Annotated in this window: 13 protein-coding genes; 2 read left to right on the top strand and 11 right to left on the bottom strand. The window is 69.3% G+C overall.

The features are described 5' to 3' along the window. Window positions 1–2: 2 nt before the first annotated feature. The 6 genes from FHS44_RS35360 to FHS44_RS35335 all read right to left on the bottom strand — a co-directional run bounded on the left by FHS44_RS35360 (window position 3) and on the right by FHS44_RS35335 (window position 8,195). Window positions 3–1,313: an ABC transporter substrate-binding protein gene (locus FHS44_RS35360; RefSeq protein WP_184723490.1), complete on the bottom strand. Its 1,311-nt coding sequence runs from the start codon at window positions 1,311–1,313 to the stop codon at window positions 3–5. Between the two features lie 91 nt (window positions 1,314–1,404). Continuing rightward, entirely contained in the window at window positions 1,405–2,172 is a 768-nt protein-coding gene (locus tag FHS44_RS35355; protein ID WP_184723487.1) for an SDR family NAD(P)-dependent oxidoreductase, read from the bottom strand. After that, window positions 2,169–3,320 carry an ATP-NAD kinase family protein gene (locus FHS44_RS35350; RefSeq protein ID WP_184723484.1) on the bottom strand — a complete coding sequence of 384 codons (1,152 nt, stop codon included), beginning with the start codon at window positions 3,318–3,320 and terminating at the stop codon, window positions 2,169–2,171. Before FHS44_RS35350 ends, FHS44_RS35355 begins: the two co-directional genes overlap by 4 nt. Then, window positions 3,317–4,876 (bottom strand): aminomethyl-transferring glycine dehydrogenase subunit GcvPB, encoded by a 1,560-nt coding sequence (gene gcvPB / locus FHS44_RS35345; protein ID WP_184723481.1) that lies wholly within the window; start codon window positions 4,874–4,876, stop codon window positions 3,317–3,319. The genes FHS44_RS35350 and gcvPB overlap by 4 nt, the downstream gene beginning before the upstream one ends. Beyond that, the gene (gene gcvPA, locus FHS44_RS35340) at window positions 4,873–6,204 is read right to left on the bottom strand and encodes an aminomethyl-transferring glycine dehydrogenase subunit GcvPA (RefSeq protein ID WP_184723477.1); all 1,332 of its coding nucleotides are present in this window, start codon (window positions 6,202–6,204) and stop codon (window positions 4,873–4,875) included. Before gcvPA ends, gcvPB begins: the two co-directional genes overlap by 4 nt. Then, on the bottom strand, window positions 6,201–8,195 hold the full coding sequence (locus tag FHS44_RS35335; protein ID WP_184723474.1) for a beta-galactosidase: 1,995 nt from the start codon (window positions 8,193–8,195) through the stop codon (window positions 6,201–6,203). The genes gcvPA and FHS44_RS35335 overlap by 4 nt, the downstream gene beginning before the upstream one ends. Window positions 8,196–8,305: 110 nt before the next feature. Here FHS44_RS35335 and FHS44_RS35330 point away from each other — a divergent pair, with 110 nt between their 5' ends. Continuing rightward, window positions 8,306–8,953 carry a GntR family transcriptional regulator gene (locus FHS44_RS35330; protein WP_184723472.1) on the top strand — a complete coding sequence of 216 codons (648 nt, stop codon included), beginning with the start codon at window positions 8,306–8,308 and terminating at the stop codon, window positions 8,951–8,953. A gap of 138 nt (window positions 8,954–9,091) precedes the next feature. Continuing rightward, window positions 9,092–9,310, top strand: a complete 219-nt coding sequence (locus tag FHS44_RS35325) for a hypothetical protein (RefSeq protein WP_184723469.1) — start codon at window positions 9,092–9,094, stop codon at window positions 9,308–9,310. On the opposite strand, the gene FHS44_RS35320 is transcribed toward FHS44_RS35325, so the two are convergent. The 5 genes from FHS44_RS35320 to ngcE all read right to left on the bottom strand — a co-directional run bounded on the left by FHS44_RS35320 (window position 9,307) and on the right by ngcE (window position 13,562). Continuing rightward, a complete protein-coding gene (locus FHS44_RS35320; protein ID WP_184723466.1) occupies window positions 9,307–9,603 on the bottom strand; it encodes a 4a-hydroxytetrahydrobiopterin dehydratase in 297 nt (98 codons plus the stop codon). The genes FHS44_RS35325 and FHS44_RS35320 overlap by 4 nt on opposite strands. Then, the gene (locus FHS44_RS35315) at window positions 9,590–10,195 is read right to left on the bottom strand and encodes a hypothetical protein (protein ID WP_184723463.1); all 606 of its coding nucleotides are present in this window, start codon (window positions 10,193–10,195) and stop codon (window positions 9,590–9,592) included. The genes FHS44_RS35320 and FHS44_RS35315 overlap by 14 nt, the downstream gene beginning before the upstream one ends. A gap of 113 nt (window positions 10,196–10,308) precedes the next feature. Continuing rightward, complete coding sequence (locus FHS44_RS35310) at window positions 10,309–11,187, bottom strand: carbohydrate ABC transporter permease (protein ID WP_184723460.1); 879 nt, start codon at window positions 11,185–11,187, stop codon at window positions 10,309–10,311. Further along, window positions 11,187–12,098, bottom strand: coding sequence for a carbohydrate ABC transporter permease (locus tag FHS44_RS35305; protein WP_184723458.1), 912 nt, complete (start codon window positions 12,096–12,098; stop codon window positions 11,187–11,189). Before FHS44_RS35305 ends, FHS44_RS35310 begins: the two co-directional genes overlap by 1 nt. Before the next feature lie 6 nt (window positions 12,099–12,104). Then, window positions 12,105–13,562 carry an N-acetylglucosamine/diacetylchitobiose ABC transporter substrate-binding protein gene (gene ngcE / locus FHS44_RS35300; RefSeq protein WP_184723455.1) on the bottom strand — a complete coding sequence of 486 codons (1,458 nt, stop codon included), beginning with the start codon at window positions 13,560–13,562 and terminating at the stop codon, window positions 12,105–12,107. Window positions 13,563–13,821 lie beyond the last annotated feature (259 nt).

Below are 13,821 nucleotides of genomic sequence, written 5' to 3'. Positions count from 1 at the left end.
CGTTAACCGATCTTGCCGTCGACGAGCGCCTGCAGCTCGGTCATGCCCTGCTCGAAGGGGATCTTGCCGGTCCAGACCTTCAGCAGGTGGTCGTTGATGTCCTTGGTGAGACCGGGGATCGCGACCTCCTCCGGGTAGTTGGCGAAGCCGGTGTCACGGACGTCGATGAAGGTCTGGGCGTGCGCGGGGTAGTTGCCCTCAAGAACGACCTGCTCGGCCCCCTTCACGGAAGGTACGGCGCCGCCGCCCTTGAGCCGCAGGAGCTGCCCTTCCTTGCTGACGAACTCGGTCAGGAAGGTGAACGCCTCCTTGGGGTGCGCGGAGTTCTTGTTCAGCGACAGGTAGGACGCGGCGACCGCGCCGGGCATCGGCTGGCCGGTCTCGGACGGGAACGGCACGATGTCGTAGTTGGGCAGGTCACCGCCCTTGCGCAGGGAGTCGATCACCCAGCGGCCGCCCGCGTAGAAGCCCGCGGTGCCCTTGAGGAACTGGGTGCTGGCGCCGTTGCTGGCGGGCAGCACGTCGGCCGACAGGAAGGTCTTGTCGGCGTAGCCCTTGGCGAGGGTCTCCAGGGCCTTGCGGGACTTGGGGTCGGTGGTGGCGACGAACTTGCCGCCGTCCCAGACCTTGCCGCCGAAGCCGCCGATGACGCTGTAGGTGGAGCCGTACCAGTTCCAGAAGATGGACCCGCCCTTGCCCGCGGCCTTGAGCTTGGCGTTCATCTCAAGGTACTTGGCCATGGTCCACTTGCCCGCGGCGTTCAGCTCGGCGGGGTCCTCGGTGATCCCGGCGTCCTTGAGGGCCTTCTTGCCGTACCAGAGGACCTCGGGGTTGGTGTCGTTGGGGACGCCGTAGATCTGGCCGTCCTTCCTGGCGCCGCCGTAGATGCCGTCGAAGAAGTCCTCCGGCTTGCTCTTGCTGTCGGCCCCGGCGAGCTTGTCGTTGAGCGGGGCGAGCACCCCGGCGGCGACGAACTTGCCCACGTTGTCGTCACCAACGAAGAAGACGTCGGGGGCGGTCTTCGAGGTGAGCTGGGTCAGCAGCTTGGGGTGGTAGTCCTCGTACTTGGGGACGGTCTCCATCTTGAGCACGATGTTCGGGTGGCGCTTCATGAAGTCGTCGTTGAAGCCCTTGAAGAGCGCGACGTCCTCGGCCGAGCCCCAGGTCGACCACCTGATGGTGACCTTCTCGCCCTGCGCTGGGGCGTCGGCCGCGCCGCCGGTGCCACCACCGCTGCCGCTGCACGCCGCGGTCGCGGCGGTCGCGACGAGGGCCGCCGCGGCCAGGAACTTCTTGGACGGGGAAAAGGACACGGTGTGCCTCCTGGAGCTTTCCTTGCGGGGGGTGGGGTGTGGGGGTGTTTTTTCACGAAAAATCAGGATTTGCGGAGGGCGGCGCGGCAGGTCACGCCAGGCCGCCGCCATCGACGACCAGGGCCGTGCCCGTGACGTAGCTCGCGGCGTCGCTCGCCAGGAACAGGACCGCCTGGGCGATCTCGTCGGGGGTCCCCGCGCGCCCCATCGGCCGGTCGGCCGCGTCGGCGGCGAAGGCCGCCCAGTCCTCCGAGAGCTGCCTGGCCTCCTCGCGGAGCATCGGGGTGTCGGTGTCGCCGGGGTTGACGGAGTTGACGCGGATCCCGGCCTTGGCGTGGTCGATGGCCAGCGCGCGGGTCATGTTGACCACGGCGGCCTTGGAGGCGCAGTAGGACAGGGCGTTGCCGCCGCCCTTGAGACCCCAGCCCGAGCCGGTGTTGACGATCGAGCCGCCGTCCTTCATGGCGGGGATCGCGTGCTTGCACATCAGGAAGACCGAGCGGACGTTGACCGCCATGACGCGGTCCCACTCGTCGGCGGTCAGTTCGAGCGCGGTCGAGCGGCGGATGATCCCGGCGTTGTTGAACACCACGTGCAGCCCGCCGAAGGTCTCCACGGCGGTCCGTACGGCCCGCGCGCAGTCGGCCTCGGCTGCCACGTCCGTCTCGACGCCGACGGCCCTGCCGCCCCCGGCCTCGATCTCCCGCGCGACCCGCTCGGCGCCCTGACCGTCGATGTCCGCCACGACGACGGCCGCGCCCTGACGGCCGAACAGCAGCGCGGTCGCCTGGCCGATGCCGGAGGCGCCACCGGTGACGATGGCGACCTTGCCGCCCAGCGCGTTGGTCATGATGGTCATGCCGGGAACTCCTCGGTGGCGGGACGGATCCGGTACAGCGCGCTCTCGCGGTGTCCGGTGATGACGGGGACATATCCCTCGACGAGGGCGTCCGTTTCCGGGTCTCCGGTGTCGGCCAGCAGGGGCCGTCCGCCGAGACCCGCGAGCTTCTGCTGGGTCGCCAGGACGACGAGCCCGCCGGAAGCCATGATCTTTCTCAGTACGGCCGGGCTGAGCTGCTGGTTCCCCCGGCCGAGCACGAATCCCTGTCCCCCGATCACCGAGACGACGGCGTGGGTCTCACGCCCGTCGACGAGGTCGAGGAGCTGCTTCTCGGTCACGTCGGAGGCGACCAGCGCGCCGTCCTGGACCACGTCCACGCCCAGCAGGGTGGTGGCCAGGCCGAGCCGCCTGCCGACGGCCATGGTGGTCGCCCCGGGGCCCAGGACGTAGCGGGCGCCGGGCCGCATCCGGGTGACGACCTCGGCCGCGACGGCCTCCGCCGTACCGGGAGATGCGGCCGAGCCCAGTTTGCGGCCCGACAGGCGGGACCTGACGGCGGGTACGCGCAGGGTGCCGTAGAGCCGGGGGCCGACCTCGCCGCGCCGGTAGGCGTCCTCGTCGAGATCGACGACCTCGGCCTCGGCCGTCTCGCGGGCGTCGGCGAACTCGGCGGCCATGACCCCGGCGGTCGCCGGGCTGAGCGCGAAGCAGCCGGAGTAGACCTTCACCCCGGCCGGTACGCCCAGCGCCGGACACGACGGCGCCCCGTCGAGCACGTCCCGCGCGGTGCCGTCCCCTCCGGCGAACAGCAGCAGGTCGACCACCTCCCGGATGGCCTCGACGGCGGCCGTGGTGTCCCGCCCTTCCGAGGGGTCACCGGGGGCGAATGGCACCAGCAGGGGGTTGGCCCCCGCCGCCCGCGCGCTGTCCTCCCCCATCGGCCCGGCGACGGTCAGGATCGACGTGCCGGGCCGCCTGGCCAGCAGTGCCCGTACGGCCTGCGCCGCCCGCTCCGCCGCCCTGGGCGAGGCGCCCCTGGCCAGCGCGAGCCGCTGGGTCCGCTCGCCGTCGCTGCCCTTGAGCCCGGCGGGACCGCCGATCCCGGCGACCGGGTTGACGACGAGTCCGACCGTGAAGCCGGGGACGCGGGGCCGTACGGGCGTCATGCCAGGTGCTTGCGGGTGTAGGCGCGCCAGGTCGGCGACCACTGCTTGGGGTCGTCGAGCGTGGCCGGGTCGATCTTGTGGATCGTCTGGTTGTAGGGGGCTCCCCTGACGAGGTCCGGGTCGCGGCGGGCCTCGTCGGCGACGTGGGCGAGGATCGCGGCGTACTCGTCGAGGTCCTCCTTGGAGTAGGACTCGGTGGGTTCGAGGGTGAAGGGCTCCGGGACCAGGAAGGGGTGGTGGCTGGTCCAGTAGTGCACGCCGAAGTCGGCGGCGCGCACGCCGATCTCCTCCGAGTGGACGCCCGTCTCCTCGAACAGTCCCTGCCAGGAGTAGCGGACCTGTTCGAGGCGGTTCCTGTCCCAGTGGGTACCGGTGCCGGGGATGTCCAGCACCTTGCGCATGAGGTAGTTGTTGTTGAGCACCGCCGTCTCGGCGACCTCGCGCAGCCCCTCGGCGCCCAGCGCCATGATCCAGGCGTAGGCGCGCACCACGTTCGGGGTGACGCCCAGGAAGGGCCGCATCTTGCCGACCGACTGCGGCCTGTCGTCGTCGAGCCGGTAGCTCTCGCCGTCGAACTCGACGGTCGGGGAGGGCAGGAAGGGCGCGAGCGCCTCGGAGACGCAGCTCGCTCCGGCCGCGGGACCTCCGCAGGCGTGCGGGGTGGAGAAGGTCTTGTGCAGGTTGAAGTGGCACAGGTCGAACCCGGCGTCGGCGGCGCGGGTGATGCCCAGCAGGCCGTTGGCGTTCGCCTGGTCGTAGCAGGCCAGGCCGCCCGCCTCGTGCACGATCCTGACGAACTCCTCGATGCGCGGGTTGAAGATGCCCGTGTCCTCGGGGTTGGTGATCATCAGGGCCGCGGTCCTGGGCCCGGCCGCCGCGCGCAGCGCCTCGATGTCCGGGTAGCCGTTCTCGTCCGGCAGCAGCGTGATGACCTCGTACCCGGCGACCTTGGCGCAGGCGGCGTTCGACGGGTGGGAGAACATCGTGGTGATGACCTGGTCACGCTGTTCCGCGTCGCCCCGAGAGGCGTGGTAGGCGCGGATCATCGCGACGTTGGCGTAGATCGCGGCCGATCCCGAGGCGGGCTGGAGCGAGACCCGGTACATGCCGGAGATCTCGGCCAGCATGCGTTCGAGGCGCCAGTAGATCTCCAGGACGCCCTGCACGGTGTCCTCGGGCTGCAGGGGGTGCAGCTCGGCGATCCTGGGGTCGGTGACGAACCGGTCGTTGACCTTGGGGCTGTACTTCATCGTGCAGGTCCCCTGGCCGACCGCGATGGCCTGGTCCACGCCCAGGTTCTCCTGGGAGAGCCTGACGTAGTGCCGCAGCACGTGCAGTTGCGACATCTCCGGCAGCTTCGGCGGCTCGGCGCGCCGTACCGAGGCGGGCAGCTCGACGGCGGGCACCCCGGCGGCGGGTACGGCCACGCCCCTGCGTCCCGGCCGTGACTGCTCGAAGATGATCGGCTCGTCCCAGCGGGCCTGGTGGAAGCGGCGCAGCGGCGGCTTCGGCGCGACCGGCAGCTCGGCGAACGGCTCTCCCGCGTGCCCACTCATGCCAGTCCTTCCCGTACGGCTGCCGCCAGCCGGTCGATGTCGTCCTTGGAGTGCCGCTCGGTCACGCAGACCAGCAGCGTGCGGTCGTCCAGGCGGACGCCGCCGAGAATGCCGTGCTCGCGCAGCGCGGCCAGGAGCGCGTCGGCGGACGGCACCTCGATCGCGAACTCGCGGAAGTGGACGGAGCCGGGGTGCAGCACCGTGGCCCCGGCCTCGGCGAGGCGGTCCATGGCGTAGCGGGTGCGGGCCAGGACGGTCTCGCCGAGCTCGCGCATGCCCTCGGGGCCCATCAGCGCGAGGTAGACCCCGGCGGTGATGCCCCACAGGGCGGCCGCGGTGCCCACCCACTCCTTGCCCTCCTCGCGCAGGGCGAAGGAGGTCCGGTCGTAGAAGACGTCGCCGAAGCCGTACTCCCCGGGGACCGAGGTCGGCGCGATGCCGAACAGCCGCGAGGGGAACTCCGCGACCAGGCGCTCCTCGTCGCGGGTCGCGATGTAGCCCGCCTGGCCGCCGCCGTAGTTCTGGTGCATGCCGAGCGACTGGATGTCGCCGCAGGCGATGTCGGCGCCGTAGGAGGCGGGCGGGGCGAGCACGCCCAGCGAGATGGGGTCGGCGGAGACGACCAGCAGGGCGCCTGCGCCGTGCGCGAGGTCGGCCAGCTCCCGGCCCCTGGTCTCCACGACGCCGTAGACGTTCGGGGTCTCCAGGTAGATCGCGGCGTAGGTCTCGTCGATCTCGACCTCGCCGATCTCGCCGTCGGGGCCCACGGGGGCGACGACCAGCTCGATGTCGTGGCTGAGGAAGTCGCGCAGCTTGCTCATCTTCTCGGCGGAGACGGCCCCGCTGACCAGCACCCTGGACCGCCCGGTGTAGCGGGCCGCCATCCTGATCGCGGTGCCCGCCGCCTGGTGGCCGTCGTAGGTGGGGACGTTGACGACGTCCATCTCCAGCAGCTCGGCCATCATGCTGACGTACTCGAAGATCGCCTGGAACCGCCCGTGGTCCTCGTACGGCTCGCCCGCGTAGGCGGTGAGGAACTCGCTCCTGCCGTTGACCTCGTCACAGACGGCCGGGACGTGGTGCGGGTAGCAGCCGTGCCCCAGGAAGGCGAGCGTCTCGGTGGTGTCGGTGTTGCGCGCCAGCAGGGAGCGCATGTGGGCGACCAGCTCGTGCTCTGAGGCCATCGGCTCGGGCAGGTCGAGCGGCCTGCGCAGCCGCAGCCCCTCCGGGATGTCCGCGTAGAGGTCCTCGACGCTCGCGGCGCCGATGGCGGCGAGCATCTCGGCCCGCACGCCGGGCTCGGCGTTTGGGATGTAGGGGTGTGTCACCGTTCTCCTTCGTTCGTACGGCGGGTGCCGGAGCTCGCGAGGCGCAGCACGAGGGCGTCGCGGCCGGGAATTTCGGTCAGGCCGTTCAGGTCGCGGCCGGTGAGCAGGTCGGTCCCCGGCTCGGCGAGGTCCACCTTCACCGGGTCCTTCGTGTGGTTGAGCAGGAAGAGGTAGTCGCCCCTGCGGGTGGCCTCGACGCCCTCGGGCACCGTGGCGACCAGCTCGACGCCCGCGGCCGCCAGGACCTCCCGCAGGACCGGGGTGACGTCCTCGGGCAGGCAGCCCAGGTAGGTGGCCCTCCCCCGCCGGGTGATCGCGGCCTGACCGTCCAGGTCGCCGCCCTCGTAGCGGGCGAGCACCTCGGCGTCCTCGACGCGCAGCCACTCGGCCCAGGTCCGCGCGGGTACGGCCCGCCCGCCGAGCCGCAGCTGCTGGAGCGTTCCGTCGGGCAGTGGCCAGAACTCGTCCACGGTCATGCCGAGCAGTCCGCGCAGCGGACCGGGGGCGCCGCCCTCGTGGACCTGGTCGTCGGGATCGACGACGCCGCTGAACGGGCCGACGACGAGGTGGCCGGGAAAGGCCTCAAGCCAGGCGGCCTGTTCCTCGGTGCACATGTAGAGGTTGGGGGCGATCACCACGCGGTAGCCGGACAGGTCGCCCAGCGGCGGGACCAGATCGACCGCGACGCCCGAGGCGTGCAGCGGTCCGTACCACGCCTGCAGCAGCTCCTTGAGCCTGAGCCGGTTGGACGGCATCGACTCGGGGGCCTCAAGGCCCCACCAGCTGTCCCAGTCGAGGACCAGGGCGACGTGCGCCTCGGTCGGGGTCCCGGCGACCTCGGCGAGCCGCCGCAGGTCGGCGCCGAGGGCGAGGGTGTCCCGCCAGCCCCTGGAGGCGGTGCCGCCGTGCGGCAGCAGCGCGGAGTGGAACTTCTCCGGCCCGTACTTCGCCTGCCGCCACTGGAAGAACATGGCGCCGTCTGCGCCGTGGGCCACGGCCTGCAGGCTGTGCAGGCGCATCATGCCGGGCGGCTTGGGGACGTTGACCTCGCGCCAGCTCACCGCGCTCGACGCCTGTTCGAGCAGGATCCACGGCTGGCGGCGCAGCGAGCGCATGAGGTCGTAGCTGAGCGCGACGGTCACGTGCGAGGTGGGGTCGGCGGGGTCGGGGTAGGCGTCGTCGCTGACGACGTCCTCGGCTCCGGCCCACTTCCAGTAGTCCAGGCCGTGCAGGACGCTCATGAAGTTGGTGGTCACCGGGACGTCCGGGGTGACCTCGCGCAGCACCGCCTTCTCCAGCTCGAAGCATTCGAGCAGCGCGTCGGAGCAGAAGCGGCGCCAGTCGAGCACCTGCGCGGGATTGACCGGTCCCGGCGCCTTCCTGGGCGGGTTGACCTGGTCGAACGCGGTGTAGTGCTGCCCCCAGCAGGAGGTGCCCCAGGCGGCGTTGAGGCCGTCGATCGACCCGTGGCGCTCACGCAGCCAGCGGCGGAAGTGCCCTGCCGACTCCTCGCAGAAGCATTCGAGGGTGTGGTCGGCGTACTCGTTACTGATGTGCCACATGGCCAGCGCCGGGTGGTCGCGGTAGCGCTCGGCCATCGCGCGGGCCAGCCGTACGGTCGCGGCGTGGAAGACCGGGGAGCTGGGGCAGTAGCTCTGCCGGGAGCCGAAGTCGAGGCGGGTGCCCGCGGCGTCGACGGGGAGCACCTCGGGGTGCTCGCGGACCAGCCAGGGCGGCGGGGTCGCGGTGGCGGTGGCCAGGTCGGCGGCGACGCCGTTGGCGTGCAGCAGGTCCATGACGCGGTCGAGCCAGCCGAAGTCGTACTCGCCGGGGCGGGGTTCCAGGCGTGACCAGGAGAAGACGGCGACGGTCGCCATGTTCACCCCCGCCTCGGCCATCAGCCGGACGTCCTCGTCCCAGACGTGCTCCGGCCACTGCTCGGGGTTGTAGTCCCCGCCGAACAGCAGACCGGAAACCCTGGTCAGACCCACCCGAAACTCCGATCTATGACATGTACTATTTTGTATGCAGAATTCATAGTGCAGTATTTTGTACTGCGTCAAGTGGTAGGTTTCGGTCAAGATCAATGCCAAGGAGAGCCATGCCGATCGAGCGGCGCCCCCTCCGCGAACAGATCCGCGACGAGCTCATGCTCAGGCTCGACCGGGGGGACTTCGCGGCCGGAACGGACATCAACGAGGCCGCGCTCGCCGCCGAACTGGGCGTCAGCCGTACCCCACTGCGTGAGGCGCTGATCACGCTCGCGGGCGAGGGGGTGCTGGAGAGCAACCAGGGCAGGGGTTTTCGGTTCGCGCCGGTGAGCCGAAAAGAGTTCCGCGAGCTGTGCGCCATCGTGGCGGCGCTTGAGGCGCTGGCGCTGGACAGCTCCGAGCCCGCCTACCTGCGGCGGGTCGCCCCCGACTTACTCAGGCTGGCCCAGGACTTCTCCGACAACATCGCCGAGCAGCAGGACATCGAGCGCCACGACGACGAGTGGCATGACCTGCTGCTCGGCGGTTGCCGTAACGAGCGGCTGCTCGACCTGATCACCAGCGTCAAGGCGGGGATGCGCCGCTACTCGCACCTGGTCGCCGGGGAGAGCACCCCGATGGAGCGCGCCGCCGAGGAGCACTGCAGGATCGCCGAGCGCCTGATCGCCCGCGACCTCGAAGGGGCGGCGACGGCCCTGCGGGACAACTGGGTCAACGGCATGGAACGGATGATGTCGCGCATCCCCGAGACGTCCTGAGAGCCGCCCGCAGGAAAGCTCCTCTCAGCCTCGCGGAGAGCACCTCTCACTACCGGCTCCCCCGCCGCGAACCCATCATGGGGTGCGACAGGCGAGCACGAAGGTGGTGACAGAGTGCGGTCCTCTGTGGAAGAAACCGTGGAAGAGACGGACGTGGAGCACGTCCTCGGACGCTACGCCGGAACGTGGTCCATCTGGCGCAGCGACACCGGCCGGTGGTACGCGACCCGGCTGACCAGGGCCCTGTCCAGGGACCAGCTGGCCGCGAACCTCGCCATGACCGTCCACGCCGACGACGCCGAGGCGCTGGACGCGCTCCTCACCGAACAGGAACGGCTGGCCACGGCCACCCCCTAGGTCCGGCCGTACGGCTCGGCGATCTCGTCGATGCGGGCGGCGAGGGTGAAGTCCAGGTCGGTCAGGCCGCCCGCGTCGTGGGTGGACAGCGCCAGGTGGAGGGTGCGCCAGCGGATGTCGATGTCGGGATGGTGGTTCATCCTCTCGGCTTCTGTGGCGACCTCGTCGACGACGCGGATGGCCGAGGGGAAGTCCCTGGCGGTGATCGTCCGGCGGATCTCGTCGCCCTCGCGCCGCCAGCCGGGCAGGTCGGCCAGTCTCCGCTCGATCGCGGAGTCGTCAAGCAGGTCCATCGGTCCAGGAGATCACGCCCGCCGTCGCGGCGCCAAGCCCCGACAGCGCCCCGGCGCGCCGCGCCATCGCCATGACCCCTCTCGTCATGGCCGCGGCGTGGCCGGTCTCGTCGAGGAGGCCGTCGAGTTCGTCCAGCAGGTCGGGCAGGCGGGTGAGACTCCAGTCGTGCCAACCGGACAGGCGGGTGCCGCCCGCGTCGGGGTCCTCGGCGCGGTAGGCCAGCAGGATCGGGCACTGGCCGTGGATCAGGCGGAGCCAGTCGTCGATGGCGGCGTTGAGCGCGGCGACCCGCGAGGGGGCCGCGCGCAACCATCCGTCGTCGCCGACCCGGTCGCGCTCGCCGCCCGCGGCGGGGTAGGCGCGGGCGAGGATCTCGTGCAGGAACAGGCCGCTGGCCACCGTGAGCTGACGGCCCCCGCACCACTCGACCGTCTCCCGCAGCGGGCAGGGAACGGTCTCGGCGATGGTCTCACGCTGGGAGATCGAGGGTTCGCGGGCGAAGCGCACGTGCACCTCGGCCCACATGTAGTAACCGGCCTCCCCCGCCCCGAAGAACGGGAAGGGAAAGGCCGGAGGTTCCAGAACTGGCATGACTCTCCGGGGCGGGGTCTCGTGTCGGGCTCGGCGCGTCCCGCGACAAGATCCACGGAACGCGCCTAAGAACGACTCCCCCGCGTCCCCGCCGGATTACCGGCGGGGCGAGGTCATTTGACGGCGCCCGACGTCAGGCCCGACTGGATCTGACGCTGGAAGATGATGTACACGATCATGACGGGGATGATCGCCATGCTCAGCGCGGCGAACAGGCCCGGCCAGTCGGCCTCGTAGCCCGCGTTCGTCGAGATGTTCGCGATGCCCTGGGTGATCAGCCACTTGTCCTCGACGTTGCCGGACAGCAGCACGATCGGCAGGAGGTACTGGTTCCACTGGCCCAGGATGTTGAAGATCGTGATGCTGACCAGGCCGGGCTTGGCCATCGGCACCATGATCTGGAAGAACGTCCTGGTGTGCGAGCAGCCGTCCATCAGCGCCGCCTCCGCCACCGAGGTGGGCAGCGTCTTGAAGAACGCCGACAGGAAGAAGACCGTGAACGGCAGCGAGTAGGCGACGTAGACCAGGATCACCCCGAAGTGGGTGTCGAGCAGGCCGAGGTTGCGCACCACGAAGAACAGCGGGACCAGCGCCAGGAAGACCGGGAAGGTCATGCCCGAGACGAACAGGAAGTAGATCGCCCGGTTGCCGGGGAAGCTGTAGCGAGCCAGCACGTAGGCCGCCATCGAGCCGAGCAGCATGGTCAGCGCGGTACTGCAGGTCACCACGAAGACCGTGTTGATCATGTACTGGCCGATGTGGGCCTTCTGGAAGGCCCTTCCCCAGGCGTCCCAGTGGTAGGTCGCGGGGAGCGTGATGGGATCACCGAAGATCTCGGCGTTGGACTTGAAGGAGCCCAGGAACGTCCACAGGATCGGGCCGATGATCAGGATCGCCCAGACGAGCAGCGCCAGGTGGGACAGCGCGCCGAAGGCTCCCAGGGGGTTGCGCCTGCGCCTCGGCCTGCCGTGGGAGGCGGGCTTGGAAACCATCAGAACTCGATCCTCTCGCGCCTGGTCACGCGCAGGGTGAGCGCCGCGAACGTGATGGTCATGAAGAAGAGCACCACGCCCATCGCCGACGCGTAGCCGAACTTGGAGAAGTTGAACGCGGTCCGCCAGATCTCCAGCGGGAGGACCGTGGTCGAGTTGTCCGGACCGCCCCGGTCGACCGAGAGCACCTGCACCAGCGCGAAGGCGTCGAAGGCCGCGATGCCCAGGTAGACCCAGGCGACCTGCATGGTGTCCCACAGCAGCGGGAGGGTGATCTTGAAGAAGAGCGTGCTCCGGTTCGCGCCGTCAAGCTCGGCGGCCTCGAAGACGTCCTTGGGGATGGAGGACATGCCCGCGGAGAACAGCACGACGTAGAAGCCGACCGCCTGCCAGACCATCACCCCGATGATCGACCACAGCGCGAGGTCGGGGGCGATCAGCCAGCCGACCGGGTCGATACCGACCAGGCCGAGCAGGCCGTTGATGACGCCGCTCTCGTCGGGGCGGTAGATCGCCTGGAAGAGAACGCCGACGATGGCCACGGCGAGGACCTGGGGCAGGAAGAAGATCACACGATAGACCTTCGAACCCCAGATTCCTCTCATCTGTCCGCCCCGCTGCCCTCCGCTCAGGTTGAGCAGGAAGGAGAAGAACAGGGCGATCACAATGGTGACCAGCGGCATGACAAGCAACAGGACACCGTGGTGACGCACCGCGGCCCAGAAGACCTCGTCGTCCAGCAGCCGGGTGTAGTTCTCCAGGCCGATGAACTGAGGGTTCGCCGAGATGCCCTTCCAGTTGGTCAACGAGATGTAGAAAGCCTGTATGTACGGGCTGATCACGAAGACCACGTAGAGGATCACCGGCGCGGCGAGAAAGCCGAAGATGAACCGGTACCTGCCATGCCGCATGGGGGACTACACCGTCCGCTTCTGCTTGGTGATCGAAGAGTCGGACTTCGTCTTGTCGGCGGCCTTCTGCATGTTGTCGCAGAATTGGTCGGCGGTGATGCGGCCGAACATGAGGGCGTTGGTCTGCTTGCGCAGCTCGGTCTCCAGCTCCTTGTACCAGTTCTCGAAGGAGCTGAAGGTGACGATGTTCTGGCCCGCGGCGGTCTGGGCGGCGCTGAGGCTGGCGTTGCCGGGCGACAGGTCCAGGCCGTCGGCGGCACCGGTCACGACGGTGATGTTGCCGGACTTCTCGGTGAAGCCGCGCGCGCCCTCCTTGGAGAGCATGATGCGCAGGTACTCAAGGCCACCCTTGGGGTTCTTGGCCTTGGAGGGGACGATGTAGGCCTCGCCCGCGGCGGCGCGGATGGCCTCGAAGGGCATCTTGTCCGCGGCGGTGACGCTGGGGGTGGGCGTCAGGGCGTACTTGAAGCCCTCGGGGGTCTGGCTCTTCTGCTCGTTCTCCAGCCAGGAGCCCGACGGGTAGAGGGCGACCTTGCCCTGGTTCTGGCGGGTCTGCACCTCGGTGTGGATCAGGCCCTCGAAGGACTTGTCCATGTACTTGCCGATCTCGGCCCAGGCGGCGGCGGACTGCTTGACGGAGTCACGCTTCCAGACGCCGTCCTCAAGGTTGTCGATGTCGATGAGGACCTGGTTGCCCTCGATCTTCGCGGCGGAGATGAGGATCATCCAGAAGGCGTAGTAGGAGGCGTTCTTGCCCGCGTAGGCGAACGGGGTGATGCCCGCGGCCTTGATCTTCTCGGCGAGGGCCTTGAACTCCTCGAAGGTCTTCGGCGGGGTCCAGCCGTTCTTCTCGAACAGGGCCGAGTCGTACCACAGGCCGTAGGCGGAGAACACGTAGTTCATCAGGTACGGCTTGTTGTCGATGAGGCCCGACTCGATGGTGCCCGGGGCGACCGTGTCGCGCACCTTCTTGGCGGGGTCGTCGATCGAGGGGGCGTCCCACAGCTCGGTGAGGTCCTGGAGCTGGCCCTCCTGCTGCAGGGCGCCGGTGTCCATGAGGTCGGTGCCGGAGTTGGCGATGACGTCGGGCACGTCGCCGCTGGCGAAGCGGGGCTGCAGGGTCTGCGCGATCTGCTGGGTCGCGACGTGCTTGACAGTGGCCTGGGGGAAGGTCTTCTTGTACAGCGGCTCGTGGACGTCGGTGGCGTAGCTGTCGCCGAGACCACCCTTGAAGATGACGACCTCAAGGGGGGCGTTGGCGGCGACACCGAACGGGTTGGCCGCGGAGACCGCACCGCCGGAGGAGGGGGCCGCGGAGGTCGTGGCGGCGGGAGCGTTGCTGCCCCCGGTCGCGCACGCGCTGAGCAGTCCTGCGGCGGGGCCTGCGACGAGGGCGGTCAGGCCGATCCGGCGGAGCATCTGCCGCCGGGTGATATCTCCGGGCGTACCGGCCGAGTAGGACATTGTAACCCTCCTGGGCGGGGGATCAATTAGGAAAGTTTCCTAAACGTTTGCCTGAAGGTACGTAGCCCCGGACTACAGCGTCAAGGGTTCGCAGCCGGTCTAGACCGAGCCGTGATGTCCCTGCGACATATCCGGTAGCAACGAGACAGCAAAGCAATCCTGACCCTGACAGATTTGCACACAGTACCCGATACTTCGCACATCGCCATTGACTCGCGACCTGCGCGTGAGTAAAGAATCTAGGTCCTAGGGCAACCTT

This window comes from Streptosporangium saharense (genome assembly GCF_014203715.1).
Taxonomy (GTDB): Bacteria; Actinomycetota; Actinomycetes; order Streptosporangiales; family Streptosporangiaceae; genus Streptosporangium; species Streptosporangium saharense.
The sequence above is the reverse complement of the archived record's forward strand: the minus strand, read 5'-3'. Positions and strand labels throughout refer to the sequence as shown.

Coding starts and splice junctions, on each gene's coding strand:
- FHS44_RS35320 (WP_184723466.1), bottom strand. CDS start 9,603: ATGGACCTGCTTGACGACTCCGCGATCGAGCGGAGACTGGCCGACCTG.
- gcvPB (WP_184723481.1), bottom strand. CDS start 4,876: ATGAGTGGGCACGCGGGAGAGCCGTTCGCCGAGCTGCCGGTCGCGCCG.
- FHS44_RS35355 (WP_184723487.1), bottom strand. CDS start 2,172: ATGACCATCATGACCAACGCGCTGGGCGGCAAGGTCGCCATCGTCACC.
- FHS44_RS35310 (WP_184723460.1), bottom strand. CDS start 11,187: ATGGTTTCCAAGCCCGCCTCCCACGGCAGGCCGAGGCGCAGGCGCAAC.
- FHS44_RS35330 (WP_184723472.1), top strand. CDS start 8,306: ATGCCGATCGAGCGGCGCCCCCTCCGCGAACAGATCCGCGACGAGCTC.
- FHS44_RS35315 (WP_184723463.1), bottom strand. CDS start 10,195: ATGCCAGTTCTGGAACCTCCGGCCTTTCCCTTCCCGTTCTTCGGGGCG.
- ngcE (WP_184723455.1), bottom strand. CDS start 13,562: ATGTCCTACTCGGCCGGTACGCCCGGAGATATCACCCGGCGGCAGATG.
- FHS44_RS35350 (WP_184723484.1), bottom strand. CDS start 3,320: ATGACGCCCGTACGGCCCCGCGTCCCCGGCTTCACGGTCGGACTCGTC.
- FHS44_RS35305 (WP_184723458.1), bottom strand. CDS start 12,098: ATGCGGCATGGCAGGTACCGGTTCATCTTCGGCTTTCTCGCCGCGCCG.